Source organism: Sphingomonas sp. NY01 (genome assembly GCF_038809135.1).
Classification (GTDB): domain Bacteria; phylum Pseudomonadota; class Alphaproteobacteria; order Sphingomonadales; family Sphingomonadaceae; genus Sphingomonas; species Sphingomonas carotinifaciens.
The window spans coordinates 2,113,320-2,137,500 of record NZ_CP101722.1 but is presented as its reverse complement, the minus strand read 5'-3'; the positions used below and the strand labels follow the sequence as shown (position 1 = coordinate 2,137,500).

Sequence of the window (24,181 nt, the reverse complement as noted above, 5' to 3'; positions counted from 1 at the left end):
ATAAGCTGCGGTGAGGTGTGAGCAACCTTTGACCCGCAGATTTCCGAATGGGGAAACCCACCTATCCGTTTAATCAGCTGAGCCGCTCGGCGGTGCGCTTCATGCGTGTCGTCGTGGGGCCTAGGTGGTTAGGCGGTTCAGGTATCTTGAGACTGAATTCATAGGTTTCGAGAAGCGAACCCGGTGAACTGAAACATCTCAGTAGCCGGAGGAAAAGACATCAACCGAGATTCCGTTAGTAGTGGCGAGCGAAGGCGGACCAGGCCAGTGCCTGAATTTCAACTAGCAGAAGCGTTTGGAAAGACGCGCCATAGCGGGTGACAGCCCCGTATGCGAAAGTGAGAATTCAGGACTCGAGTAGGGCGGGACACGTGAAATCCTGTCTGAACATGGGGGGACCACCCTCCAAGCCTAAATACTCGTACATGACCGATAGCGAACTAGTACCGTGAGGGAAAGGTGAAAAGCACCCCGATGAGGGGAGTGAAACAGTACCTGAAACGGATTGCCTACAAGCAGTTGGAGGGCCCTTTGAGGCCTGACAGCGTACCTCTTGCATAATGGGTCTGTGACTTAATGTTTCAAGCAAGCTTAAGCCGATAGGTGTAGGCGCAGCGAAAGCGAGTCTGAATAGGGCGCTTTAGTTTGAAGTATTAGACCCGAAACCCGGCGATCTAGGCATGACCAGGATGAAGGTGCGGTAACACGCACTGGAGGTCCGAACCGATTAACGTTGAAAAGTTACCGGATGAGTTGTGTTTAGGGGTGAAAGGCCAATCAAGCCGGGAAATAGCTGGTTCTCCGCGAAAACTATTGAGGTAGTGCCTCGAGCGGACACCATAGGGGGTAGAGCACTGGATGGTTGCGGGGGTCGCGAGATCTACCAACACTAACCAAACTCCGAATACCTATGAGTGATACTCGGGAGACAGACGGCGGGTGCTAAGGTCCGTCGTCAAAAGGGAAACAGCCCTGACCTACAGCTAAGGTCCCCAAGTCACGTCTAAGTGGGAAAGCATGTGGAAATCCCAAAACAACCAGGAGGTTGGCTTAGAAGCAGCCATCCTTTAAAGAAAGCGTAACAGCTCACTGGTCTAAACAAGGGTTTCTGCGGCGAAGATGTAACGGGGCTCAAGACGTGCACCGAAGCTTAGGGTGTGTACTTTTGTACACGCGGTAGCGGAGCGTTCCGTAGGCCTGTGAAGCGATCTGGTAATGGGTCGTGGAGGTATCGGAAGTGCGAATGCAGACATGAGTAGCGATAAAGAGGGTGAGATGCCCTCTCGCCGAAAGACCAAGGGTTCCTGCGCAAGGCTAATCCGCGCAGGGTGAGCCGGCCCCTAAGACGAGCCCGAAGGGGGTAGTCGATGGGAACCACGTTAATATTCGTGGGCCTGGTGGTGTGTGACGGATGGTGTGTGTTGTACGGCCTTAACGGATTGGCCGTGCTTCGAAACTGTCCCGGGAAATAGCCCCACCGTATAGACCGTACCCGAAACCGACACAGGTGGTCAGGTAGAGTATACCAAGGCGCTTGAGAGAAGTGTCCTGAAGGAACTCGGCAAATTGCCTCCGTACCTTCGGAAGAAGGAGGCCCCACATGAGCGCAAGCTTTTGTGGGGGCACAGGCCAGGGGGTAGCGACTGTTTAGCAAAAACACAGGGCTCTGCTAAGTCGGCTTCAAGACGACGTATAGGGCCTGACGCCTGCCCGGTGCCTGAAGGTTAAGTGGAGGAGTGCAAGCTCTGAAATGAAGCCCAGGTAAACGGCGGCCGTAACTATAACGGTCCTAAGGTAGCGAAATTCCTTGTCGGGTAAGTTCCGACCTGCACGAATGGCGTAACGACTTCCCCACTGTCTCCAGGACATGCTCAGCGAAATTGAATTCTCCGTGAAGATGCGGAGTACCCGCGGTTAGACGGAAAGACCCCGTGCACCTTTACTGCAGCTTCAGAGTGGCAGTGGACAAGAACTGTGTAGCATAGGTGGGAGGCTTTGAAGCATCGGCGCCAGCTGATGTGGAGCCATAGGTGAAATACCACCCTGTTGTTGTCTACTGTCTAACCTCGTACCGTGAAACCGGTACAGGGACCCTCTGTGGCGGGTAGTTTGACTGGGGCGGTCGCCTCCTAAAGAGTAACGGAGGCGCGCGAAGGTTGGCTCAGGCCGGTTGGAAACCGGCTGTTAGAGTGCAATGGCATAAGCCAGCCTGACTGCGAGACTGACAAGTCGAGCAGAGACGAAAGTCGGTCATAGTGATCCGGTGGTCCCTCGTGGAAGGGCCATCGCTCAACGGATAAAAGGTACGCCGGGGATAACAGGCTGATAACCCCCAAGAGCTCATATCGACGGGGTTGTTTGGCACCTCGATGTCGGCTCATCACATCCTGGGGCTGGAGCAGGTCCCAAGGGTTTGGCTGTTCGCCAATTAAAGTGGTACGTGAGCTGGGTTCAGAACGTCGCGAGACAGTTTGGTCCCTATCTGCCGTGGGCGTCGAAATTTGAGAGGAGTTGACCCTAGTACGAGAGGACCGGGTTGAACGTACCTCTGGTGTACCTGTCGTCGTGCCAACGGCGCAGCAGGGTAGCTATGTACGGACGGGATAACCGCTGAAAGCATCTAAGCGGGAAGCCTCCCTCGAGATAAGATTTCATCAAGAGCGGTCGAAGACCACGACCTCGATAGGCCGGATGTGGAAGTGCGGTAACGCATGGAGCTAACCGGTCCTAATTGCTCTGGTCGCGCTTGAGAGCTCCACACCCCCACCATCAGCCCTGGGCTAGATGAACGGGTGGATGGAAATAACTCTCAGCCAGATAAAACCTCCAAGGTGCATCGATTTTAACCCAACACAACCGCATGCTCGCAGGCTCCATTGCCTGGTGGCCATAGCGTCGGTGTCCCACCCGATCCCATCCCGAACTCGGCCGTGAAACCCGACCGCGCCAATGGTACTATCGCTCAAGCGATGGAAGAGTAGGTCGTCGCCAGGCATTGAAGCCCGCGAACATGCACACAAAGAACCCATTCACATCCCTCTTGCGCCGCACACAGCGCAAGAACAAAACCTCACCACCGCGGGGTGGAGCAGCCCGGTAGCTCGTCAGGCTCATAACCTGAAGGTCACAGGTTCAAATCCTGTCCCCGCAACCAAAAATTACACGTAATTATTCAATTATATCAGCTAGTTAGTTACGCCGGATGGACTCCGACGCGTTTGCAGCGTTCATCCTGCAAACCCAAAATCAATGACTTAGCCGACAGGTTCGTATCAACACGATACCAAACCGTCGGGACTTCATGGGTTGCCCTGACACCAGCATGCGACGTCGTGGCACCCTCTAAGACCTCGAAACCGGCGTTTGTGGCCCGCGTGGTTGCCATTTGGGGTATCGGTGCTGCTGGACGCGACTATCGGCGTCAATCGATCGGGTCGTCGGGGCCCGAGGCAACATCGGCCGTTGCGAGCGCTGAGGCGCGTCAGTTGATCCAAAAAGGGGCTCAGCCTCTGCAATGACGCGGAACAGCAAATCGTTCTACAGCTGCTTGCGACCGAGATGAACGGGTGTCCGCTTTCGGAAACCGGATAGAGTGAGGTGAATGACCGATTTTGGGTCTGCTCAGACCTCAGTGCGTTCGGCCAGTTCCAAAGCATCCTCGACGTCGACACCCAAGTAGCGAACAGTGCTGTCGATCTTGGCATGGCCGAGAAGAATCTGAACGGCTCGGAGGTTGCCGGTCGCCTTATAGATGATCGATGCTTTCGTACGCCGAAGCGAGTGGGTTCCGTAATCTTGAGCCGGGAGGCCGATGCCGATTACCCACTCGTGTACGAGGCGGGCATATTGCCGGGTGCTCATGTGGGCCATGTAGTCGTTACGGCTCGGGAAGACGAAGTCGTTCAGTGTTCCGCCACGAAGTTCCAGCCATGCCCGCATCGTCTTACGTGCCGTGTCCATCAGCTCGAACTGGACCGGCCGTCTGGTCTTCTGCTGAACCACGACAGCGCGGTCACGGACGCGCCCGCCAGAAACTACATCGCCGATCCGTACCCTAACCACGTCACAGCCGCGCAGCTTGCTGTCAATGGCGAAGTCGAACAGCGCTCGGTCACGCAGTCGTCTATGCTGGTCGAGCCAAAAACGAATGGCCCAGACCTGTTGCTGTTTTAGCGCGCGCTTCGCACCGATTAGCCGGCCTTCGTTCCAAGGTCGAAGTTCGCGGAAGGCAGGATCCATCGACGAGTGACCCATTGATCATCTCCACCGGGCCAAACTGCCAAGCGAGCATACGAAGGCGCGGTAAACCGACGGTTTAGAGATGTGGTTAATTGACCCGCGGTCGCCCTGAACGAGTGACCGGTTTCCGTTTCCGCTTCGCGATCGGTAAATAACCGAACCTGGGTCTAGCAAGCTTGGGCGTGATCCTCTGAATTGATCTTGCTTTTGCCGCACTTGGGATGATTGAAGGCGATAACTGCCCAACGTCCTTGAATCTCGGCCCGTCCAGAAATGATCCCGTTCTTTCGGGATTGGCCGGCGCCGATGTTTTCCGATCCGGCGACTCTCGCGAACGGGCAAGTCGGAGCCACAGCATGCTGCAGGCGTTAGGCCGCGTGGTCGATTCACGTCCACCTATCATCGGTGCGTAGGAACCCTGCTGCCGCGGCCTAACGTGCCTTGAGGGACGCCCCGGTCACTCGGATCGATTGGCGCGCCTTCACCTGGAACGTGCGAACCGCGCCCTCCAACCGGATCTTGGCCGTGCCGGTGTGCGTCGGCGTGATTGTCGCCGCGACCAGCTTTCCACCGGACCAGGACAGCGAAACCGTATACCCGCCGCGGGCGCGCAAGCCCGTGACTGTACCCGAGGGCCAGGCATCCGGCAGTGCAGGCAGCAATGTGATCTCGTCGTGGGTACTGCTCACCAACATCTCGATGATGGCCGCTGCGCCCCCGAAGTTGCCGTCGATTTGAAACGGCGGATGGGCGTCGAACATGTTCGGATAGGTGCGCTTAGGGCCAAGTAGAAATCTGAGGATGTGATGGGCGCGATTGCCGTCTCCCAGTCGTGCCCAGAGCGCGATCCGCCAAGCGGTCGCCCAACCGGTCGCCTCGTCGCCGCGAATATCGAGTGATCGACGCGCTGCGTCGGCCAGCGCCGGTGTTGTGATACTTCCGATTTGCTGGCTTGGGTAGACGCCGTAAAGATGGCTGACATGCCGGTGATGGAGGTCATTCGCGCCTGCGTCCCAGTCGGCTTGCCATTCCTGCAGCTGACCCTGCTCGCCGATCTTGTAAGGCGCCAGCCGCTCCCGTGTCACGAGGAACTGGCGCGCGAGCTCGGCGTCCGTGCCGAGGATCGCAGCTGCCTTGACCGCCTGGTCAAACAGGTCGCGCAGTATCGCCATGTCCATCGTCGGACCCGCGCATATCGAAGAGCCATGTCCGTGGTTGTTCTCGGGTGACATGGAAGGGTTCGTGACCAGGAAGCCTGTCCCCGGATCCTGCTGCAACGTGTCGACGAAGAATAATGCGGCATCGCGGATCAGCGGATAGACCGACGCGAGATAGGCCGCGTCGCGACCGTAATCGTAATGGTCCCACAGATGCGTGCACAGCCATGCGCCGCCGGTTGGCCACATGCCGAAAGCAGGTCCGTCGATCGGCGCGGTCGCCCGCCACAGATCCGTGTTGTGATGGCAGACCCAGCCGCGTGCGCCGTACATGACACGTGCCGTACGCGTGCCCGTGACAGCGAGGTCGCGTACCATAGCGATGAGCGGCTCGACGCATTCGGCGAGATTGGTCGGCTCTGCCGGCCAGTAATTCATCTCCGTGTTGATGTTGATCGTGTATTTGCCGCCCCATGGCGGGTTCGTGGTGTCGTTCCAGACGCCCTGGAGATTGGCGGGTTGGCTGCCGGGGCGTGAGCAGGCGGTAAGCATATAGCGCGCATAATTGAAGTAGAGTGCGGCCAGCGACGGATCGGCACCTGCTTCCCCGTTGCGGATGCGGTGGTCAGTCGGCTGGTCGGCGCCGGGTCCGCAACCTAGGTCGATCGAGACACGGCGATACAGCTCGCGGTGCGCCGCCATCGTATCCTGCGCGATGCGGTGATAACCCCGCTGGGTAGCGGCGTCGATCTGCCCGCAAGTGATCGCGGTCGGATCGCCACTGACATCGTCGAAGCGCCGGTAGCTCGTCGCCATCGCCACCAGCACGACCAGTTCGCTCGCTCCCCGTACCGACAGGCGACCATCGTCGTGACGCACCTGTCCCCCGGTTGCGACGGCTCGGACCCGCGCCTCGTATCGCAAAGCTCCGGCGATCTCGTGCGCCGCCTCGTTGCGACCGCTAAGGACGATTTCGCCGTCGCTGCGCCCGGCGATCACCTGCGACTGCTTCACGGGCGTTGTTAGCGATAGGTCGACATCAATCGTGCGGCCTTGTCCGGCGGTGAGCCGGATCGCAATGACCTGATCGGAGGGAGAGGCGATCACCTCGCGCCGATATGCGATGCCGCCAACCGTCCAGCGCGTGCTGGCGACCGCAGAGTCGAGATCGAGCTCGCGGCGATAGCCGGTGACGGGCGTCGATGGCTCGGCAGGCGTAACTTCGCTCGTCAGCCCCTTGGGTGCGGGTGCGGGTGCGGTGGCGGCCGGCGCCCCCGCGCGATCGATGACCAGGGTACCGATCGTGCCATAAGGCATCTGCCGAATGGGCCGCGCCATCAGCTTCTCACCGACCAGCGCCTGCGCCTCGGCGAAGCGACCTGCGAACACCAGCCGCCGCACCTCGGGCAGCGCGGCGAGCGCATCCGGGTTGGCGGGATCGTACGGGCCGCCGGCCCAGAACGTGTCCTCGTTGAGCTGGACGTACTCATGGTCAGTCCCACCATGAACCATCGCGCTGATCCGACCATTACCAACCGGCAGCGCCTCGACCCAGCTAGCGGCCGGCTGCGCATACCATAGCACAGTCGATGCTACGTTCTGGATATCCGCCGCATTCGGCCGTGCAGCGCTGGCGACTGGCATGGCAACGCTCGCGCTGGCCGACAGACCCGCGACCGCCTCGCGGCGGTTGATACCCTCTCCGGCGTCTCGCGGCACAGCACTGCCTCCATCCTACTCTCAGCCAACCATCTTAGGGCAGCGTGAGGGCGTTCGCTATTGGGAAGGTCACCGACCAGGCTTGATGACGATCTTTGGGCTCGTCTTGCCAGTGAGCCGACGCTTCGCCCTTCGAACGAGCCAATGGCTCATACTAGCGATCGCGTGAAGTCAGCGCCGGCCCCCGCCTCTCAAGTCACCTTATCGAGGGTGATTGGCAGATCGCGAACACGGGTGCCGGTGGCATCATAGATCGCGTTGGCAACCGCTGCGGCGACGCCGGTTATGCCGATCTCGCCGATTCCGTGTGCGCCCATCGGGGCATGGGGATCGGGAATGTCGGTCCAGATCACGTCGATTTCGGGCACGTCGAGGTGAACCGGCAAGTGATATTCGGCAAGGCTGGGATTCATGATCCGACCGTTGCGCTCGTCGAACTGTGTCTCCTCCATCAGCGCCATGCCCAGTCCCATGATGATGCCACCGCGGAACTGGCTGCGGGCTGTCTTCGGGTTGAGGATGCGGCCGCAATCGAACGAGCCCAGGAACCGGCTGACGCGCGTCTCGCCGGTGACGGCGTTGACGCGCACTTCGCAGAACAGCGCGCTGTGCGAGTGCATCGACCAATGCATCAGCTCGAGAGGGGCCGACCCCGCCTTGGTCGCTGATATGCTGTCCCGCTGCGACCGGCCGAGGATCGAGGCATAGCTCTCGTGGCGGCCCGGATCGGTGAGGCTGGCAAGACCACCATCGAGACAGCCAACCTCTTCCGACGACAAGCCAGCGAGCGGGGAATCGTTGCCGGCCAGCTTGATAAGGTCGCCGACCAGCGCGCCGTGAGCGGCGATTACCGCGGCGCCGATCGCGGCGGTCTGCTGCGAGCCTCCGGCCATGATCGCACCGGGGATGGCGCTGTCGCCATAGCCCACTTCGACTTGGTCCATCGGCAGGCCCAACCGTTCGGCCGCAACGATCGCGGTGGTTGTGGACGTGCCCATCCCCATTTCGGCTGCCGCGACCTCGACCAGCGCCTTCACCTCGGCGCCGTCGCGGGTCAGCGTGATGCGCGCCTCCGCGCCGGGCATGCGATAATAGGGGTAGGTGCCGGTCGCGCAGCCGACGCCGATGCGCCATTCACCGTCACGCCGCGTGCCGCGCGGAGGCCGCGCGTGCCAGCCGAAGCGTTCAGCCCCGTCGCGCCATGCCTGGGCGATGTGGCGCGAGGAGAAGGGCAGACCGGAGGTGGGATCCTTCTCAGGTTCGTTGCGCAGGCGCAGCTCCACGGGGTCGATCCCCAGTTCCACCGCCAGTTCATCGATTGCAGATTCGAGCGCGAAGGTGCCGACGGCCTCGCCGGGCGCGCGCATGAAGGTGTTGGCGAGCATGTTCATTCGCGCCACCTCTACCTTCAGCAGGATGTTGGGCGCGGCATAGGCGGCCTGGGTGCCGAGGATGAACGGCTCGGGCATGCTGTTGTGCGGCGTCATCACCGAAAGGCCGGTATGGATCAGCGCCATGAACCGCCCGTCCGCGCCGGCGCCGATCGCTACGCGCTGCTCGGTCAGCGTCCGGCCGCCGACCACGCGATAGACGCCCTCGCGCGACAGTGCGATCCGAACCGGACGGCCAGAAAGCTTCGCGGCCGCGGCGCCGATGACCTGATGGTCCCATAATCCCTTGCTGCCGAAACCACCGCCCACGTAGGGCGAGGTGATTCGCACCTTTTCGGTCGCAAGGCCGAACGTGTCCGCCATCGTTTGCGCCTGTTGCGTCACCATCTGGCTGGCGTCGTGGATCACCAGCTCATCGCCGACCCAGGCAATGGTGGCGGCGTGAGGCTCGATCGAATTGTGGTTGTGGCGCGGCGTGCGATAGACGCGGTCGACTTTGTGCGGGGCCGCGGCGAACGCCTTCTCGGCGTCGCCGACCTCCTTCAGCAACGGCTGCCCCATGAACAGCCCCTGCTCGATGCCATTCGCTTTTGCAGCCGCGAGCGTCGTCGTCGAGGGCTCGGCCGCATAGGCGATCTCGAGCAAGGAGGCAGCGTGATCAGCCTGTTCCTGCGTTTCGGCGAGGACACAGGCGACTGGCTGTCCGTTCCAGTGGATGCGATCGTCTTGAAGGATCGGCAGGTCAGCCGGGCCGACCGCGGAAGGCGAGGAGCCGAACACCGGGGGCGTCGCCATCCGCGGCGCGTTGAGATGGGTCATCACCAACACGACGCCGGGCGCGGCCTCCGCCGCCGCAGTGTCGATCGCGGTGATGCGCCCACGTGCAATGGTGGCGTAGACGAGCGCAGCATAGGTCATGTCGGCGAAGCGATGCTCTGCGGCGAACCCGGCTTCGCCCCGGACCTTCAACGCGCCGTCGAGCCGCGAGACGGGCTTGCCAATCAACCCGTGCTTGCGCGCGATTAGCGGATCGGGGACGCCGCCCGGGATCCAACTGTCGGGCGCGAGCGGCACCAGCTTCGTCATGGCGCCTTGTACCAGTCCTTGCGCAGCCGTCTTGGCGCTGTCCAGAATGCTCATGCCGCGTCTCCCGTCGTCAGCTCTTCCAGGACCGCCGCCAGTGTTCGGCTCGCGAGCGTTGGCTTGAAGGCATTGTCACGCAGCGGGCGAGCTTCGGCGAACTCCGCCGCAGCCGCTTCGAGAAAGAGCTGATGCGTCGCCGGTCGGCCGCGAAGTGCCGCCTCCGCCTTCGTCGCGCGCCACGGTTTGTGCGCGACCCCGCCGAATGCGATGCGGACATCCTTGATGCGATCACCCTCCATTTTTAGTGCCGCCGCGACAGATACCAACGCGAAGGCGTAGCTCGCACGGTCGCGGACCTTCCGGTAGGTTGACCGTGTGCCGGATGGCAGCGGCGGTAGCGCGACCGCGGTCACGAGCTCGCCGGGATCGAGGCTGGTGTCGCGATCTGGCTGGTCGTCGGGTAGGCGGTGAAAATCAGCGAAGGGGATCGCGCGCGCGCCTGCGGGGCCGTTGACGTGCACCGTCGCGTCAAGCGCGGCGAGTGCTACGCACATGTCGGAGGGGTGTGTCGCGAAGCAGGCGTCCGAGGCGCCGAGGACGGCGTGAATGCGGTTGAAGCCCTCGCGCGCGTCGCACCCCGAACCGGGCTGGCGCTTGTTGCAGCGCGACCCCTCGGTGTCGTAGAAATAGGTACACCGCGTGCGTTGCAGCAGATTGCCGCCCACGGTCGCCATGTTCCGAATTTGGGCCGAGGCGCCGGCCAGGATTGCGCGCGACAGCAGGGGATAGCGCATGCGCACCGCGCGGTGTTCGGCGAGTGCCGTGTTGCGTACGGCGGCGCCGATCAGCAGTCCGCCATCCTCGGTCTCTTGGATTGTGGCGGGGAGGCCGCTGACGTCCACCAGTCGCTCGGGTCGAGCGACCGTCTCACGCATCAAATCGACAAGGTTGGTGCCGCCGCCGAGATAGGCGGTGCCGGTGATCGCGCCTTGACGTAGCGCGTCGGCGGTGTCGGTCGCGCGGGTATAGTCGAAGGGGGTCATGCGGACACCTCTGCCGCGAAGGTTGCTCGGATCGCGTCGACGATGCCGTTGTGCGCGCCGCAGCGGCACAGGTTACCGCTCATCCGCTCCTGGATCTCCTCGCGCGTCCAACGCGCCTCGGATGAAAGATCGGCGCTAACGTGACTTGGTACACCGCGCTCCAGCTCGCTGGCCATGCCGATCGCCGAGCAGATTTGCCCCGGGGTGCAATAGCCGCACTGGAAGCCGTCATGTTCGACGAAAGCGGCCTGCAACGGGTGAAGCGCGTCGCCGTCGGCCAGCCCCTCAATGGTCGTGATCGCTCGTCCGTCATATTGTACTGCGAGCGCAAGGCAGGACAGGATGCGCTCCCCGTCGACCAGCACCGTGCATGCCCCGCACGCGCCCTGATTGCAGCCCTTCTTCGTTCCGCTCAGATGCAGGCCTTCGCGCAAGTGGTCGAGAAGGGAAACGCGGGGGTCGGTAGGGACATACACCTCTTTCCCATTCACGATGAGCGACATGGCAGGTCCTTTCGCGTTTGGCTTGTACCAGATGAATAGCAGGCGAACCAAGCACACGCCATCACGGCGCCAAGCCATCCGCTCTGTGCGGTCGTAACCTCTTTTACGAACCGCGTCGGTTTAAGATCGGCCGAGTAAGCGACAATCTGGGTCAGGCGTTATGTGACGCGGTGAATGAGCGGCGGCTTTGGGATGCGCGGAATCGACCGTTGATGTTTGTATCTGGTCCTATTCGCAACTGATCGCTCGCTGAGCTCAAGATGTGTGAAACGCACATAGTCGTGTGTCTCCACAGCATGTGAGGATAGTAGGCGGAGTGACACGAGACGCGGTATCGACTGGGTCATTCGTAGGCTTTGCACGTTTTGAGATGGTTAGGAGACGCGGATGCCTGATTGGTCGGCGATGTTCACGCCAGAGCTATCCCTCTTCGAGGTCATTGCCCGCGGCACTATCATGTATCTCTTCCTATTTGCAGTGATGCGTTTTCTGCTGAAGCGGGAAGGCGGGCAGGTCAACATCGCTGACATTCTGGTGGTAGTTGCCGTAGTTGACGGTGCACAACCCGCTTTCAGCGGCGACGCGCAGTCCATCACCGAGAGCGCGGTGTTCGTCCTGACGATATTATTTTGGAGCTGGCTGCTGAATTGGGCGAGCTTCCGCTTTGAACGCCTGAAGTTTCTTACCGCGGCACCGCCCCTGACCCTTTTCGAGAATGGCAAGCTAAATCGGCAAAACATGCGAAAGGCGCTGATGAGCCAAGAGGAGCTGATGCAGCAAGTCAGGGAGGAGGGCGGTCTCGACGATCTCAAGCAAATTGATCGGATCACCATGGAAGGGGACGGTGAGGTCACAGTGATCAAGAAGGAAGACGCCTGATCGGGCAATCGCCAAATACGCTAGGGCACCGCTCTTCCTCGGCTTCGTCCGTCGCGCTTTGCTGACTGTCGGATAGAAAACTGATTTGCCCTAAAGTGCCTGCGCTCGCCGCTGAAATGAACGAATGGCGGAAGTTAGGAAGCGGGATAGGCGACCTGCGCATCCACTTGTGGGTCTTGTTCAGTGGTGCAGACGAGCAAGATCGCTAGCGAACATGATGATTGCGATCGGCAGAACCGCTGCAAGCAACAGCGCTATAAGATCGATAATCGCCATAAAACCCTGCGGGTGGATGTCCGGGCATCGCAATGCGCGGCGGTGGCCCCGGATCTTCACGCGAAGAGTGCGGACCTCAGCCAGCGCAGCGACCGTTCCAAGATAGAGGGCGGCAACGACCCAAAAGGTGGCGAGCGCTAGGGCAGCCATTTCCCAGCCCGCCGCTCTGCCAATATTAAGCGCCGATGCTGAATAGCCAAACGAGATCGCCACGGCAGTTTTGACAAGTGTGTTCGCTCGATCATGGGCAGCTTTCTCGCGAAGCCCCAGCCCATTGGCCGAGCGCCAGATCGTTGGCAACATCTCTCTCCTACTCCAGCTAGCTGCCCGGTTGTAAGCGGCAATGCAGATAAAACAAAAGTGATTTGGCTGACGTCTTATCAGCTTGGTTCACATGCTCAGCAGGATATTCGCCTGCGGCGCGCCTTATCGACTAGGGTAGACCCTGATTTGGATCTAGGAGGGGAAGCTGAACAAATGGCTGAATTTAAGGATCTCGCTGGAGGCCCTGAGTGACCGCAACTGGGTCGTTCGCCCCACAGGGCTGTGCCGCTCCTCCGTCATTGGGCCGTGTCAGACACTCGCGCAAAGCGCATTGGGGGCATGCCGACGTGCCGGGCGAAGGCTGTGCTGAACGTGCTGGCCGATCCATAGCCGACCTCGGCGGCGACCTGACCGATCGCGAGGTCGCGTGTCCGCAACAGGCGCTTCGCCAACGCCATCCGCCAGGTGAGCAGATACTCGATCGGCGGTATGCCGATCGTGCTGGTGAAGCGTGCGAAAAAGGCGGAGCGGGACATGGCCGCTTCGGCCGCCAAGTCCGAGACCGTCCACGGATGCGCGGGGCGCGCATGCATGGCTCGCAACGCCGCAACCAGTCGTTCGTCGGACAAGCCCTGGGCGAGGCTCGGCAGTGCGCCGGGACCGGAGCCGCAGCGCAACGCCTCAATCAGGAGAACCTCGAGCAGGCGCTCCAGTACCAAATCGCGCCCGGGCCTTGCCTTACGGGTCTCGTCCCCGACCAGGTCCATCAATGTGGTCAGCCGCGGCTCGCCGCGTGCCACCACCATCGCGGGCAGCAGCGACACGAGCAGAGCGGCGTCCGGTGACGCGAAACTGCAGATGCCCACCTGCATGCGCAAATTGACAGGCTGATCCACCTGTCCGATGCGGAACCGGCCCTCGCCGATCTCTGTCGGGGTCATTACGGCGCCGTCCGGCGGTGGGTCCATGCTCTCGATGCTGTCTATGGCCCGATCGCCAGTAGCCGGCAGCAGCACGAAGTCGCCGGCCCGGACAACGATCGAGGCTTGGCCGGCGTTCACCACCCGGCATTCGCCTTCCAGCACGGCGAAATAGACGGGCTTGCCCTCGACGTCGCGGCGGATGCGCCAGCGCCCGGCATATTCGACGAGTTTCGAGAAGTTCGCGGAGGGCCGCAGCAAGGTGACGATCTCGGCAAGCGGATCAATGGTCATATCAGGACGATCGCCAATGAAGTCGGGATTGTCGACCATAGCCAGTCTTGATCCGAAAAACCATCTTTGGCGCTCCCATACTCGTCAATGGAGCAAGATATGCCCAGCGTTCTCATCACCGGCTGTTCCTCGGGCTTCGGTCTCGAAACCGCGAAACTGTTTCTCGACCGCGGCTGGAGCGTCATCGCGACGATGCGCACGCCTGACCCCGGCCTTCTGCCGTCGTCCGACCGGCTCACCATCCTGCCGCTCGACGTCACGGACCGCGACAGCATCGCCAGCGCGGTCGCGCAGGCGGGGCCGGTGGACGTGCTCGTTAACAATGCCGGTTTCGGCGCTGCGGTCCCGATCGAGCTCATCGAGTTTGAGACGGCGCGCAAACTCTTCGAGACCAATACGCTTGGCACGCTTGCGATGATGCAGGCGGTCCTTCCGGCTTTCCGCGCGCGGCGATCCGGCGTGATCATCAACGTGACCTCGACCGTCACGCTCAAGCCGCTGCCGCTGGTCAGCACCTATCGCGCCAGCAAGGCCGCGGTGAACGCGCTCACCGAAAGCCTGGCGGTCGAGATGCAGCCGTTCGGCCTTCGCGTCCACATCGTGCTGCCCGGCCGTTCCCCGACGACGCAGTTCGGCGCGAATGCGAGGCCGCACCTGCGCGGTCTCGACGATCCCGACTACAAGCCGTTGATCGAGGGGATGATGAAACAATTCCAGGAGGATACAGGGCCGGTCACTCATGCCCGAGACGTTGCAGCTGCCGTGTTTGAGGCCGCGACCAACCCGTCCGCACCGCTCAAGATACCCGCCGGCGCGGATGCGATCACCTGGATGGCGGACGCCGCCTGACGCGTTAATCCGGCGGCCGGCGGGGTACCGAACCCGCCGGCCGCCGGGCTCGCGGCCCGAAGATCAGGCGGAAGCGAGCCGGACTGCCGTCTCGCGATAGTCGTGCAGGGGCCGACCGAGCAGGCTAGCCAGGCGCTCGCGGTCGCCTGCCTCCGGGATCATCCCGTCGCTGACGTAGCGCTCGGCCATCAGCCGCATCTCATAGGCCATCCAGCCCGGCATGAAAGTCGCCATGTTCTGTTCGAAGCCGCTGGGATCGTCACCGCCATAGACGACGGGGCGCCCGAGGACGTCGGACCATATCGCTGCCACGTCCTCGCCGGTCAGCGTCTGAGGACCGACCACGTTGATCGTCTCGATCGGAAGCTTGTCGGGTGCGCGGTCGCGCCGGATCAGCTCGATCGCGGCGACCTCGGCGATGTCGCGCGTATCGACCATGGCCACGCCCTTGCCGCCGATCGGCATCGGATAGACACCGTGCTGAAGGATCACGTCCTTCACCATTGCCTCGTTGTCGATGAAATAGGTCGGGCGCAGAATGGTGGCGCCGAAACCCATAGCCCCAAGCATGCGCTCGGCACCCGATTTCACCGCAAAGTGAGGCACGTTGACGGCGCGGTCGGCGTCGAACACCGACAGATAGACGACGCGGTCGACCCCAGCCTCTCGCGCGACGTTGAGCGTGATGATCGCTTGGGTGAATTCGTCACCCGTCACCGCATTGAGCAGAAACAGCGTCCTTACGCCGACAAAGGCCGCGCGCAGGGCGTCGATATCGAGAAGATCGCCCTTGGCAACATCGACGCCGGTCGGAAACGCCGCCTTGGCAGGGTCACGGGTGAGGACGCGGACAGAGGCGTCGCGAACGACGAGCTGTTCGACGACATGGCGGCCGACACGTCCGGTGGCGCCGATTACGAGGATGGTCATGAGGCTTCTCCTTGGGTCTTGCTGACCCGAGCAAGATGCGTGATCCATCTTCAGGCAAATAGACGCGCAATCTGGACGCGCCGTCTCATGGGTGGAACGACATGGACCTGCTCGCGCTTGCCGATTTCACGCTCGTCGCCCGCCATGGCGGCTTCGGCAAAGCCGCGCGCGCCGCACGCAGGCCCAAGGCGACGCTGTCGCGCCGCGTGGCGGAGCTGGAGGCCGCACTCGGCCTTCGCCTGTTCGAGCGCGGCCAGCGCGACCTCAAGTTGACGGAGGAGGGGCGGGCGCTGGCCGGCAGGGCAGGCGCTCTGCTCGCGGAGCTTGAGGAGACGACAATCGAGATCGCATCGGGCAGCGCAGCGGTGCGTGGACGCCTCAGGATCAGCGCGCCGCTTCTCTTCTCGCAGACCGCGATGGGCCGGCTGGCGGCCGGGTTCGCGCAGCGCCATCCCGACGTCCGACTGGAGGTCACAACCGACGACCGTGCGGTCGACATGGTGGAGGAAGGCTATGATCTGGTCATCCGCGTGAACCCTGCAGCGGACGATGCGCTGGTCGGCCGGCCCTTCCTCCACGATCGACTGGTCGTCGTTGCTGCTCCTGACCTGTCGCCGCCGGCCGGCGGCATTGTTCCTGCCGTGGTGCGCGACCGCGACAACGAGAGCAGCTGGACGATCGACATTGCCGATGGGCAACGCGCAATCGCGATCGATCCGGTGCTCCGATTGTCTTCGCTCGTGATGATACGAGATGCGGTGCGTCTTGGTGCCGGCGTAGCGCGCTTGCCCCTCTCGCTGGTCAGCCGGGACATCGCAGGGGGACGTCTGATTGCGTGGGGTGATGTCGCGGCCTCGCGCGTCGCGCTATGGGCGCTCTACCCCTCGCGACGCCTGCTCAACGCCAGGGTGTCGGCATTTTTGGAGTATTTACGGCAATCCTTTCCGAACGGGACGGCCGAGGAACTGGCAGCCTATCTGGATGATCGGTGCTGACCGTTAGGGGCTCCCGATTACGACCCCTAACGTGAACGAACGGCGGCTTTCGGGCAGCGTCTGCCTCGCTGCGAATGTCGGCTTCTGGGTCCACGGGTCGACGCCGAGACTAGGTCGGGCTAGCGTCAGCCACATGCTCGGAACACTCTGCCGCTCCGCTGACCTCACCCTCAACAATGACGGAGCGCAACTGTTCGCACAAGCTTTGGACGAAGCTGCGTGCGGTTGCCTAGAGACTGCCCTGTCAGCGCTGCCGGCAAGGAGGCCAGGTGTGAGGATTGAAGAAGGGCGGCAGTTGCAGTCCTTCCTCAATCGCGCGGAACCCATCGGCGCGATCGCGGCATCCGCGCTCGGAGATCAGGCTCGCCCCGTTCGTGCGATCCTGTTCGATAAGACCGCGGAGCGGAACTGGGCGCTCGGCTGGCACCAGGACCGTACAATCGTGGTCAAAGAGCGAGTGAATACCGACGGGTACGGGCCGTGGACCGTCAAGTCCGGGCTGATCCAGGTGGAGCCGCCTTTCGAGATCCTCGAGCGCATGGTGACGCTGCGCGTGCACTTGGATCCGGTCGACGAGACCAACGCGCCGCTTCGCATCGTGCCCGGCTCGCACAGGCTGGGCCGACTGCCCGAAGCCGAGATCGAGCGCGTCGTGGCCACCTTCGGCGAGCGGCTATGTCTCGCCGAGCGCGGGGACGTCTGGTTGTACGCCACGTCGATCATCCACGCTTCGCTCGCCGCCAATCCGCCGCGCCGGCGCCGCGTCCTCCAGGTCGACTTCTCAGCCGATGCCTCGCCAGGTCCACTCGCCTGGCGAGGCCTGTAGGGGTTGAAGCGCCCCCGCATACAGACGGTGCTGTTCGTGTGTAGTCAGAATCGGCTGCGCAGCCCTACGGCCGAGCAGGTGTTCTCGCGCCGGCAGGACCTGGAGGTGGACTCCGCCGGCACCAACCACGATGCGGAAAATCCGCTTACGGCCGAACTGGTCGCGTGGGCAGATGTGATCTTCGTCATGGAGAAGGCGGACCGCAGCAAGTTGCAGCGGCGCTTCCGGGCGGTTCTTGGGGGCAGGCGCGTGGTTTGCCTCGACATACCGGACGACTGCGCCTTCATGCAGCCCGAACTGATCCAGTTGCTCGAAACCAAGGTGAGCCGTCACCTGCCTGCATTGCCGCCGACGCAAGAGCCAGACGCTTGATCGACCGGCTCGACATTGCGAATGAGCCGCCTCCATCCTCACCTTAACGAATGACCGATGTGAGCGGACGGGAAGGGCAGGCTGAACGGCCGAAAGTGGGTCTTTTTCAGCGATAGGGCACGGCGTTTGCCCGCCCATAAGCACACGATCCTGACATCGCTACGCGCATTCAATACCCGACGCTCGTTCAGGAAGCTGCCCCAGGTATAGGTGATGGTAACGTATTGATCATGCCCGCTTCTTTCGAGTGGGCTCTCGCTACCTATATGGCCGCGATGAATATCGCGTTTCTCTTCATCGCAGAGGCTTATCAAGCTTATCATGGGGCAGCTGTCGCCTTTGAGCTGCTCCAGCGGCCGGGGGTAAGCGTTACCTTCTACTACAACGACCCGGAGGTTCCCCATCACCTCGAGCGCATCAGGCGCGTCTATGGAGTGCCGCCTGTGGCCTATGTCCGCCTTGCCCGGAGCATCAAGAGCAAGGCGGTGCAATCTATGCGCGTGTTTGGTCTGGATAAAGAAGCAGTCCTTCGGTCAAACGAAGCCCAACTTGCGCTCCATGACGCGGTGGTGTCGCTTGAGGATACTGCGGAGATCCTGTTTGGCGACAAACCAGCGCCCGAACGCCCCGCCCGCATCTTGATCGTTCATGGCGCTGGCGACCGATACGTGCCGTCTATGCCCCGCCGGGCTCGGTTCGACTTGATCATAGTCCAGGGCGAGAAAATGAAGCAGCGCTTCCTCGACATGGGTATCGCCCGCGTCGGCCGGATTACCGCGCCGGGCTACCCAAAGCTGGACACCAGCCGGCGTCTGGTAGCAGCCGCACAGCCCTTGTTTGCAAATGACCGGCCAATTGTTCTTTATAATCCTCACAAGGTGCGCGGGCTTCAGTCGTGGAGCAGCTTCATCAAACCCATGCTGCGCGATTTCGCCGCGCAACAGAACTACAATCTGATTGTGGCGCCTCACGTTAAGATGTTTCGGAGGCGCTCGGAATATGCTCGCAATCGCTGGCGTAGCCGAAGCACGGCAACGATCCTGATAGACCCAGAGTCGGACCGCTCGGTAGACAACAGCTACACCACTGCCGCGGATATTTACGTCGGCGACGTTAGCAGTCAGGTTTATGAGTTTCTCGCGCAGCCGAGGCCGTGCGTGTTTTTGAATCCTCGAAAGGTCAATTGGGACAAAGATCCACACTTCAAATTCTGGCATCTTGGTGAAGTTATTGAACGACCCGATGACTTGATGGCGGCTATAAAAAGAGCCACTGAACGACACCCCGCCTATTTGCAAAAACAGCGCGAACTTACCAGAAGCTCGTTAGGAGATACATCAGCGGGAGCTGCATCCCGTGCCGCGTCCGACATTCTTGCATTCCTTGACAAAGGAGCGGCCGCGAGAGCGGCGGGCCGTTCTTGGTCCGCTTCCCCTTATTGACCGCGGAAAGCAGACGTTCCGCTCGGCCTCCCAAATCAAGCCAATCAGACAGCTTTGCGGAACACCCACAAGCCTCGAACACCGACATGAATGAGCGACCGAAGTCGGGAGGCAGGCAGGGCGCCCGCAACGACTGCATCTGGGTCAGAATAGATTGGTGTTCGTCGAGAAGATGAAGGCCGAAAGTGTGCGTGCAACCGTCACATCTATTTATGGTTGCACGAGATTTGCCAGACGGTCGCCAAAGCGCAGCCAACTTCCATCGATTTGCAACCTGTCAAAGAGCTCGGCGGGCGCGACTTCCAGCAGCGCGGCAAACTCGCCGCTCGCATCACTCATGTCGTATCTCGTCCGTAGTTCGGCGACAAAGCGATTGTGATAGTTTGCCAGCCAGATCAGCTTGCGCCGCTCCTTGCCCGTGACCGACCGGAGTTCGGTCTCGATCAACTCCCGATGTCTCTCCAGAAACGAAAACCGGCCGATCTCGCCATCGTCGAACTCCCCAGCGTCAGCAGCTGCTAGATAATCGAGAAAGTACGAGCCATCCTCGCCGACGGCAATGTAGCGCCGGGCCATCTCGAGATCGTTCCCGTCAAACTGTTCCTCCTGCCAAAGAGAGGGATCGTTGAGGAAGGCCTCAACCGCCGCCTCGTCGATCGTGATGCGGGGATAGACCGCCTCGCTCTGCTCGATCTCGTAGGCCCGTACCATCGCAGGTCCGAATACCGGCCCACTACCGTCGAGGCCGACATGGACTTGGCCGATCGTGAGGCCGCCGCGGATCAAAATGCCGCGATTTAAGCACTCGATCTGGGCGTGCATGAGATTTAGCATTTCGTAGAGGAACGGGCCATCCCGCGACTGAGTCTCGGTGGTTCTGACGCGCACTACGGCGTCGGATACAGACTCTGAGAAAGACTGACTATAGAGTCGCAGCTCCTCCAGTCGGTTTGAGATCGGCTCTTCGTGCCCGTCGCCGCGCGTGTAGTTTCGCAGTAGGTTCAAGACCTCAAGAATCTGCCCGGCGTCGCGGGAAGCCAGCAGGTGCCGGAAACCAAGAATGTCGATGAACGTAACGATCGCTCGCTCGTATCCCGAGGGTCCGGTCGGAACGATGTTGGTAGGTGTGGTGGCCATGACGTCGATGTTCTCCAGGCCCTTTGGATCGCTGCCGAGGCGAGATTGGTTTGCAGTCAGAGTTTGGCTGCAGCGACCAGCCCAAGAGTGTTCATGCGACCACCTTTTTAATTAGGCCGGCCGCCAAGGCACCACAACCGTCTAGTCGGATGGGGGGGCGGCATGTCGTTTTAGTCAGGTGTCGCATACAAGAACGTAGGCTTTTTGCGAGGTCAGGCCGCGAGACACACAAGGCCTAACGTCGCCGTGCTACCCAAATGAACGAACGACGGGTTCCGGATACCAGCGAAGAGGCGCTGAACGACCGCAAATGGGTCCTCTGACACGGGCTGCGGCCGTCTAATGAGTCGCCTGTTCAGCACGTCGTTCAGCCAGCCGACCAACATATTCCCGCAGCAGCGCAACACGGCGCGGGCGAAAGCTCATTCCGTCGGGCTCGATCGCGGCGATGCGGTCGGAGCGGAACATACGGAAATCCTCGCGCAGGCAGCACCAGGCGAGCACGGTGATGCAGGTGTCATTGTAGACCAGCGCGAGCGGCCAGATCACGCGTCGGCTCTGCCGACCGTCTCCATCAGTATAGCTGAGGCAGAGCGCTTGTTCACGCCAGCACGCCTCGCGCAAGGGCGCGAGATCGATCATGTCCTGGTAGCGCGGTTCGGGTCGGAAGACGTGCGCGATCGCATGCAGCAGTTGCCGCTCTCGCGTATCGGGCAAGATTGCCGCCACCTTGGCTAGTACCGAACCTGCAGCGCGCGCCAGAACCGGATCGCCGAGCGCACTCACCTCTGCGAGGCCCAACGCCAAAGCCTCGATCTCAACCTCGTCGAGCGTCTGCGGCGGCAATGCCGGATCCTCGACCAGCCGGTAGCCATAGCCGCGCTCGCCCTCGATCTGCGCACCGGCGGCACGCAGGGCGTCGATGTCGCGGTAAAGCGAGCGGGGCGACACGCCTGTCTCCTCCGCCAGCCGTGCGGCAGTGATCGGCGTGACGGTCCCCCGGTTTCTCATCCGGATTTGATGCGAGCTTCCGGACTGCATCCGCCGGGGTTAACCCCGGCGGATGCAGCATATTCGGCTGGCGTCAGCCAGCCAAGCGCCGTGTGAGGACGGCTCTCGTTATAGTCCCGCCGCCAGGCCTCGATCTTGGTTCTTGCGTCCGCCAGTGACAGGAACCAGTGGCTGTTCAGGCACTCGTCACGCAGGCGGCCGTTGAACGACTCCACAAAAGCGTTGTCGGTCGGTTTGCCCGGCCGCGAGAAGTCGAGCGTGACGCCGTTCTCGTACGCCCATCGGTCCAGTGCTTTCGAGATGAACTCCGGACCATTGTCGACCCGGATGGTCTTGGGCGCACCACGTGTCGCCGAAATCCGCGTCATTGTCGCCACGACCTGTTCACCCTTGATGCCCTGGTCGACATCGATCGCCAGCGCTTCACGGGTGAAGGCATCGACCACCGTCAGCGCCCGCAGCCGTCGGCCATCGAACAAGGCATCCGAGACGAAGTCCATCGACCACATCTCGTTAGGCGCCGACGCTGCGGGCTGGCGTTCGCGGTTCGCAGCGCTGACGTTGCGCCGAGGACGTTTGAGCCGGAGGCTCAGCCCATCTTCCCGGTAGAGCCGATAGACGCGCTTATGGTTCACCAGCCAGCCTTCCCTGCGTAGCAGGATGTAGATCCGGAAATAGCCGTAGCGCACCCGTGCCGCCGCCAGATCGTGGATGCGCAACCGCAGCGGCGCCTGGTCAGGCTTGTGCGACACGTACCGCACCGACGAGCGGTCGACGCCGAGCGCGAGGCAGCTACGCCGCTCGCTGACGCCATGGGACGCCTGGACGTGCGCGACGATCTCGCGCCGTCGCCCAGGCGTCAGAGCTTTTTTGCGAGCACGTCCTGCAGGATATGCTTGTCCAAGCTCAGATCCGCGACGAGTTGCTTGAGCTTACGATTCTCGTCCTCGAGCTGCTTGACCCGCCGCAGCTCGCCGACGCCCAGCCCGCCATACACCTTCTTCCAGCGGTAGAACGTCTGCTCCGACACGCCCATCCGGCGAATGACCTCGGCCACCGGCGTGCCCATCTCCGCCTGCTTCAGCGCAAACGCAATCTGCTCTTCCGTGTACCTCGACTTCTTCATGTTCCAGCTCCTTGCCCGCAGGCTTCAAAGGGCCGGAAAACTCTCACTCAACATGGATGAAAAAACAGGGGGGACGTCACAGGCATCGTGCGCATCGTGTGCAGCAGGCGGAGCAGACGATCGGATCGGGCCATGAGCTACTGACGCAAACTGGCAGGAGCGGGTGGCTATACAATTGTCAGCCGCCGACCACCAGCGGTGCCGTTCCCCAGGAGACCCTCATGACTCTCGCCGTCACTCCCCACCTGAACTTCGCAGGCCAGGCCCGCGCCGCGCTCGACTTTTACGCCCAGGCGTTCGGCGGCGAACTCATCGTCATGACCTATGGTGCCATGGGGCAAGCCGACCACGCCAACTCGCCTGATGAGGTAATTTGGGGGCAGGTCGCCAGCGACGACGGCTTCAGGATCATGGCCTATGACGTTCAAGCCGGCCGCGACTACGACGCCGGTACGAACGCCTTCTTCGTGTCGGTGCGCGGCACCTCGTCCGAGGAGGTCCGGGCTCGGTGGGACGCGCTGGCGGAGGGCGCTACTATCCTCCAGCCGATTGGTCCGGCACCCTGGTCGGAGGCGTACGGCATGTTGACTGATAGGTTCGGTGTCACCTGGATCGTCGACGTCGCACCCGGCGCAGCGTGATCGGGGTCGCTTCGCAGGGTGGTGCCAGGTAAGCGCAGCCCATGCCGCGCAACCGCTACTATCAAGGCCCGCCGAGCGACCACTTCGACGGCGTCCGCTTCTTCAATCCCGGTCAGCCCTCCACCGATCGCGGTCTCAAGGACATGCTGCGGTGGAAGCTGGCGGGAGGCGCAACGCGATGGCCGACTGTAGTGCCGGTCACGCCGGCCAAGCCGGAGCCGCGGGTCGCGGGGCTGCGCATCACCATGGTGGGTCACGCGACCCTCCTGATCCAGGTGGAAGGTATCAACATTTTGACCGACCCCGTCTGGTCCGATCGTGTCAGCCCCTTCTCTTTCGCGGGCCCCAAGCGAGTGACGGCGCCTGGCATCGCCTTTGACGATCTGCCGCCGATCGACGTGGTTCTGCTCAGCCACTGCCATTACGATCACCTCGACGTCGCCACGCTGCGGCGCCTGCAAGCGGTTTACTCCCCGCTGATGGCGATGCCGCTCGGCAACGACGCGATCGTCCGCGCTGCGGTGCCGGAGGCGCGGTGCATCGTTGGCGATTGGTGGGATCGACTGCCGTTGGCGGACACGATCACGAGCACGCTGACGCCCGCCAACCATTGGGCGAACCGTTGGCCGACCGACGTGCGGATGGCACTATGGTCGGGGCACTACCTCAACACTCCCGTCGGCTCGATCTGGTTCGTCGGCGATACCGGCTACGGCGATGGCGCGATCTTCCAAGACGTGCGCGCTAAGCTCGGCGCTCCCGCCGTCGCGCTGATCCCGATCGGTGCCTACGAGCCGCGCTGGTTCATGGCGGCACAGCACGTCGATCCCGCCGAGGCGGTCAGGATCTTCAAGGATGTCGGCGCGCACCAGGCTCTCGGAATCCACTGGGGCACCTTTCAGCTGACCGACGAAGCGCGTGATGCTCCGCGCCTTGCGCTCACTTCCGCGCTAGCGACTGCCGGTTTGTCGTCAAAACGCTTCGCAGCCGCGCAACCTGGCAACACCTACGACATCGAGCTGCGGCACCCTTGAATAGGATGAACGGGCGTCCGCTTTGCGGTCCCGAATTGACGCTGCTGGAT

19 protein-coding genes, 1 tRNA gene and 2 rRNA genes (1 of these 22 running past the window's edge) are annotated in these 24,181 nt (G+C 62.1%); 11 read left to right on the top strand and 11 right to left on the bottom strand.

All coding sequences use genetic code 11. The features are described from left to right. The 3 genes from NPJ82_RS10390 to NPJ82_RS10380 all read left to right on the top strand — a co-directional run. Positions 1 to 2,752, top strand: a 23S ribosomal RNA gene (locus NPJ82_RS10390); it begins 71 nt to the left of the window's first position. Between the two features lie 127 nt (positions 2,753 to 2,879). Continuing rightward, positions 2,880 to 2,994: ribosomal RNA gene (rrf, locus tag NPJ82_RS10385) — 5S ribosomal RNA — on the top strand. Positions 2,995 to 3,077: 83 nt separating this feature from the next. Beyond that, positions 3,078 to 3,154 (top strand) — tRNA-Met (locus tag NPJ82_RS10380). Between the two features lie 467 nt (positions 3,155 to 3,621). Here NPJ82_RS10380 and NPJ82_RS10375 read toward each other — a convergent pair. From NPJ82_RS10375 to NPJ82_RS10355, 5 genes are all read right to left on the bottom strand, one after another. After that, entirely contained in the window at positions 3,622 to 4,239 is a 618-nt protein-coding gene (locus NPJ82_RS10375) for a tyrosine-type recombinase/integrase (protein ID WP_342657310.1), read from the bottom strand. A gap of 431 nt (positions 4,240 to 4,670) precedes the next feature. Continuing rightward, complete coding sequence (locus tag NPJ82_RS10370) at positions 4,671 to 7,115, bottom strand: glycoside hydrolase family 95 protein (RefSeq protein ID WP_342657309.1); 2,445 nt, start codon at positions 7,113 to 7,115, stop codon at positions 4,671 to 4,673. A 191-nt stretch (positions 7,116 to 7,306) separates the two neighbouring features. After that, positions 7,307 to 9,646 (bottom strand): xanthine dehydrogenase family protein molybdopterin-binding subunit, encoded by a 2,340-nt coding sequence (locus NPJ82_RS10365; RefSeq protein ID WP_342657308.1) that lies wholly within the window; start codon positions 9,644 to 9,646, stop codon positions 7,307 to 7,309. Then, on the bottom strand, positions 9,643 to 10,632 hold the full coding sequence (locus NPJ82_RS10360; RefSeq protein WP_267349783.1) for a xanthine dehydrogenase family protein subunit M: 990 nt from the start codon (positions 10,630 to 10,632) through the stop codon (positions 9,643 to 9,645). The genes NPJ82_RS10365 and NPJ82_RS10360 overlap by 4 nt, the downstream gene beginning before the upstream one ends. Continuing rightward, positions 10,629 to 11,135: a 2Fe-2S iron-sulfur cluster-binding protein gene (locus NPJ82_RS10355; RefSeq protein ID WP_267349781.1), complete on the bottom strand. Its 507-nt coding sequence runs from the start codon at positions 11,133 to 11,135 to the stop codon at positions 10,629 to 10,631. Before NPJ82_RS10355 ends, NPJ82_RS10360 begins: the two co-directional genes overlap by 4 nt. Before the next feature lie 387 nt (positions 11,136 to 11,522). On the opposite strand from NPJ82_RS10355, the gene NPJ82_RS10350 reads away from it, so the two are divergent. Next, the gene (locus tag NPJ82_RS10350) at positions 11,523 to 12,014 is read left to right on the top strand and encodes a YetF domain-containing protein (RefSeq protein ID WP_342657307.1); all 492 of its coding nucleotides are present in this window, start codon (positions 11,523 to 11,525) and stop codon (positions 12,012 to 12,014) included. 180 nt (positions 12,015 to 12,194) lie between these two features. Here NPJ82_RS10350 and NPJ82_RS10345 read toward each other — a convergent pair whose 3' ends face one another. Both NPJ82_RS10345 and NPJ82_RS10340 read right to left on the bottom strand, forming a co-directional pair. Next, positions 12,195 to 12,593, bottom strand: a complete 399-nt coding sequence (locus tag NPJ82_RS10345) for a hypothetical protein (RefSeq protein WP_342657306.1) — start codon at positions 12,591 to 12,593, stop codon at positions 12,195 to 12,197. Between the two features lie 257 nt (positions 12,594 to 12,850). Continuing rightward, positions 12,851 to 13,807: an AraC family transcriptional regulator gene (locus NPJ82_RS10340; RefSeq protein WP_342657305.1), complete on the bottom strand. Its 957-nt coding sequence runs from the start codon at positions 13,805 to 13,807 to the stop codon at positions 12,851 to 12,853. A 60-nt stretch (positions 13,808 to 13,867) separates the two neighbouring features. Here NPJ82_RS10340 and NPJ82_RS10335 point away from each other — a divergent pair, with 60 nt between their 5' ends. Next, positions 13,868 to 14,617: an SDR family oxidoreductase gene (locus NPJ82_RS10335; protein WP_342657304.1), complete on the top strand. Its 750-nt coding sequence runs from the start codon at positions 13,868 to 13,870 to the stop codon at positions 14,615 to 14,617. A 63-nt stretch (positions 14,618 to 14,680) separates the two neighbouring features. On the opposite strand, the gene NPJ82_RS10330 is transcribed toward NPJ82_RS10335, so the two are convergent. Beyond that, the gene (locus NPJ82_RS10330; RefSeq protein WP_342657303.1) at positions 14,681 to 15,547 is read right to left on the bottom strand and encodes an NmrA family NAD(P)-binding protein; all 867 of its coding nucleotides are present in this window, start codon (positions 15,545 to 15,547) and stop codon (positions 14,681 to 14,683) included. 101 nt (positions 15,548 to 15,648) lie between these two features. Here NPJ82_RS10330 and NPJ82_RS10325 point away from each other — a divergent pair, with 101 nt between their 5' ends. The 4 genes from NPJ82_RS10325 (at position 15,649) to NPJ82_RS10310 (ending at position 19,182) form a co-directional block, all read left to right on the top strand. Continuing rightward, positions 15,649 to 16,542, top strand: coding sequence for a LysR substrate-binding domain-containing protein (locus tag NPJ82_RS10325; RefSeq protein ID WP_342657302.1), 894 nt, complete (start codon positions 15,649 to 15,651; stop codon positions 16,540 to 16,542). Positions 16,543 to 16,675: 133 nt separating this feature from the next. Next, positions 16,676 to 17,368 (top strand): phytanoyl-CoA dioxygenase family protein, encoded by a 693-nt coding sequence (locus NPJ82_RS10320; RefSeq protein ID WP_342657301.1) that lies wholly within the window; start codon positions 16,676 to 16,678, stop codon positions 17,366 to 17,368. A gap of 3 nt (positions 17,369 to 17,371) precedes the next feature. Beyond that, positions 17,372 to 17,740 carry a low molecular weight protein tyrosine phosphatase family protein gene (locus tag NPJ82_RS10315; protein ID WP_342657300.1) on the top strand — a complete coding sequence of 123 codons (369 nt, stop codon included), beginning with the start codon at positions 17,372 to 17,374 and terminating at the stop codon, positions 17,738 to 17,740. Positions 17,741 to 18,006: 266 nt separating this feature from the next. After that, a complete protein-coding gene (locus NPJ82_RS10310; RefSeq protein WP_342657299.1) occupies positions 18,007 to 19,182 on the top strand; it encodes a CDP-glycerol glycerophosphotransferase family protein in 1,176 nt (391 codons plus the stop codon). Positions 19,183 to 19,392: 210 nt separating this feature from the next. Here NPJ82_RS10310 and NPJ82_RS10305 read toward each other — a convergent pair whose 3' ends face one another. The 3 genes from NPJ82_RS10305 to NPJ82_RS10295 form a co-directional block, all read right to left on the bottom strand. After that, the gene (locus tag NPJ82_RS10305) at positions 19,393 to 20,319 is read right to left on the bottom strand and encodes a hypothetical protein (protein ID WP_342657298.1); all 927 of its coding nucleotides are present in this window, start codon (positions 20,317 to 20,319) and stop codon (positions 19,393 to 19,395) included. Between the two features lie 339 nt (positions 20,320 to 20,658). Further along, positions 20,659 to 21,330, bottom strand: a complete 672-nt coding sequence (locus NPJ82_RS10300) for a YafY family protein (RefSeq protein ID WP_342657297.1) — start codon at positions 21,328 to 21,330, stop codon at positions 20,659 to 20,661. Then, positions 21,327 to 22,456, bottom strand: a protein-coding gene (locus tag NPJ82_RS10295) for an IS3 family transposase (RefSeq protein ID WP_164727745.1) whose coding sequence is annotated in 2 segments (ribosomal slippage) — positions 21,327 to 22,204 and positions 22,204 to 22,456 — 1,131 coding nt in all. Because the reading frame shifts where the segments join, the coding sequence is not laid out codon by codon here. Before NPJ82_RS10295 ends, NPJ82_RS10300 begins: the two co-directional genes overlap by 4 nt. Before the next feature lie 221 nt (positions 22,457 to 22,677). Between NPJ82_RS10295 and NPJ82_RS10290 the strand changes: the two genes are divergently transcribed. Together NPJ82_RS10290 and NPJ82_RS10285 are read left to right on the top strand one after the other, a co-directional pair. Next, positions 22,678 to 23,097, top strand: coding sequence for a VOC family protein (locus NPJ82_RS10290; protein WP_342657203.1), 420 nt, complete (start codon positions 22,678 to 22,680; stop codon positions 23,095 to 23,097). Positions 23,098 to 23,138: 41 nt separating this feature from the next. Beyond that, on the top strand, positions 23,139 to 24,131 hold the full coding sequence (locus NPJ82_RS10285) for an MBL fold metallo-hydrolase (protein WP_342657296.1): 993 nt from the start codon (positions 23,139 to 23,141) through the stop codon (positions 24,129 to 24,131). Positions 24,132 to 24,181 lie beyond the last annotated feature (50 nt).

Bases quoted from the DNA above. Each gene is read 5' to 3' on its own strand.
- NPJ82_RS10375 (WP_342657310.1), bottom strand. From the start codon at position 4,239: ATGGATCCTGCCTTCCGCGAACTTCGACCTTGGAACGAAGGCCGGCTA.
- NPJ82_RS10365 (WP_342657308.1), bottom strand. From the start codon at position 9,646: ATGAGCATTCTGGACAGCGCCAAGACGGCTGCGCAAGGACTGGTACAA.
- NPJ82_RS10360 (WP_267349783.1), bottom strand. From the start codon at position 10,632: ATGACCCCCTTCGACTATACCCGCGCGACCGACACCGCCGACGCGCTA.
- NPJ82_RS10355 (WP_267349781.1), bottom strand. From the start codon at position 11,135: ATGTCGCTCATCGTGAATGGGAAAGAGGTGTATGTCCCTACCGACCCC.
- NPJ82_RS10350 (WP_342657307.1), top strand. From the start codon at position 11,523: ATGCCTGATTGGTCGGCGATGTTCACGCCAGAGCTATCCCTCTTCGAG.
- NPJ82_RS10345 (WP_342657306.1), bottom strand. From the start codon at position 12,593: ATGTTGCCAACGATCTGGCGCTCGGCCAATGGGCTGGGGCTTCGCGAG.
- NPJ82_RS10340 (WP_342657305.1), bottom strand. From the start codon at position 13,807: ATGGTCGACAATCCCGACTTCATTGGCGATCGTCCTGATATGACCATT.
- NPJ82_RS10335 (WP_342657304.1), top strand. From the start codon at position 13,868: ATGCCCAGCGTTCTCATCACCGGCTGTTCCTCGGGCTTCGGTCTCGAA.
- NPJ82_RS10330 (WP_342657303.1), bottom strand. From the start codon at position 15,547: ATGACCATCCTCGTAATCGGCGCCACCGGACGTGTCGGCCGCCATGTC.
- NPJ82_RS10325 (WP_342657302.1), top strand. From the start codon at position 15,649: ATGGACCTGCTCGCGCTTGCCGATTTCACGCTCGTCGCCCGCCATGGC.
- NPJ82_RS10320 (WP_342657301.1), top strand. From the start codon at position 16,676: ATGCTCGGAACACTCTGCCGCTCCGCTGACCTCACCCTCAACAATGAC.
- NPJ82_RS10310 (WP_342657299.1), top strand. From the start codon at position 18,007: ATGGCCGCGATGAATATCGCGTTTCTCTTCATCGCAGAGGCTTATCAA.
- NPJ82_RS10305 (WP_342657298.1), bottom strand. From the start codon at position 20,319: ATGGCCACCACACCTACCAACATCGTTCCGACCGGACCCTCGGGATAC.
- NPJ82_RS10300 (WP_342657297.1), bottom strand. From the start codon at position 21,330: ATGAGAAACCGGGGGACCGTCACGCCGATCACTGCCGCACGGCTGGCG.
- NPJ82_RS10290 (WP_342657203.1), top strand. From the start codon at position 22,678: ATGACTCTCGCCGTCACTCCCCACCTGAACTTCGCAGGCCAGGCCCGC.
- NPJ82_RS10285 (WP_342657296.1), top strand. From the start codon at position 23,139: ATGCCGCGCAACCGCTACTATCAAGGCCCGCCGAGCGACCACTTCGAC.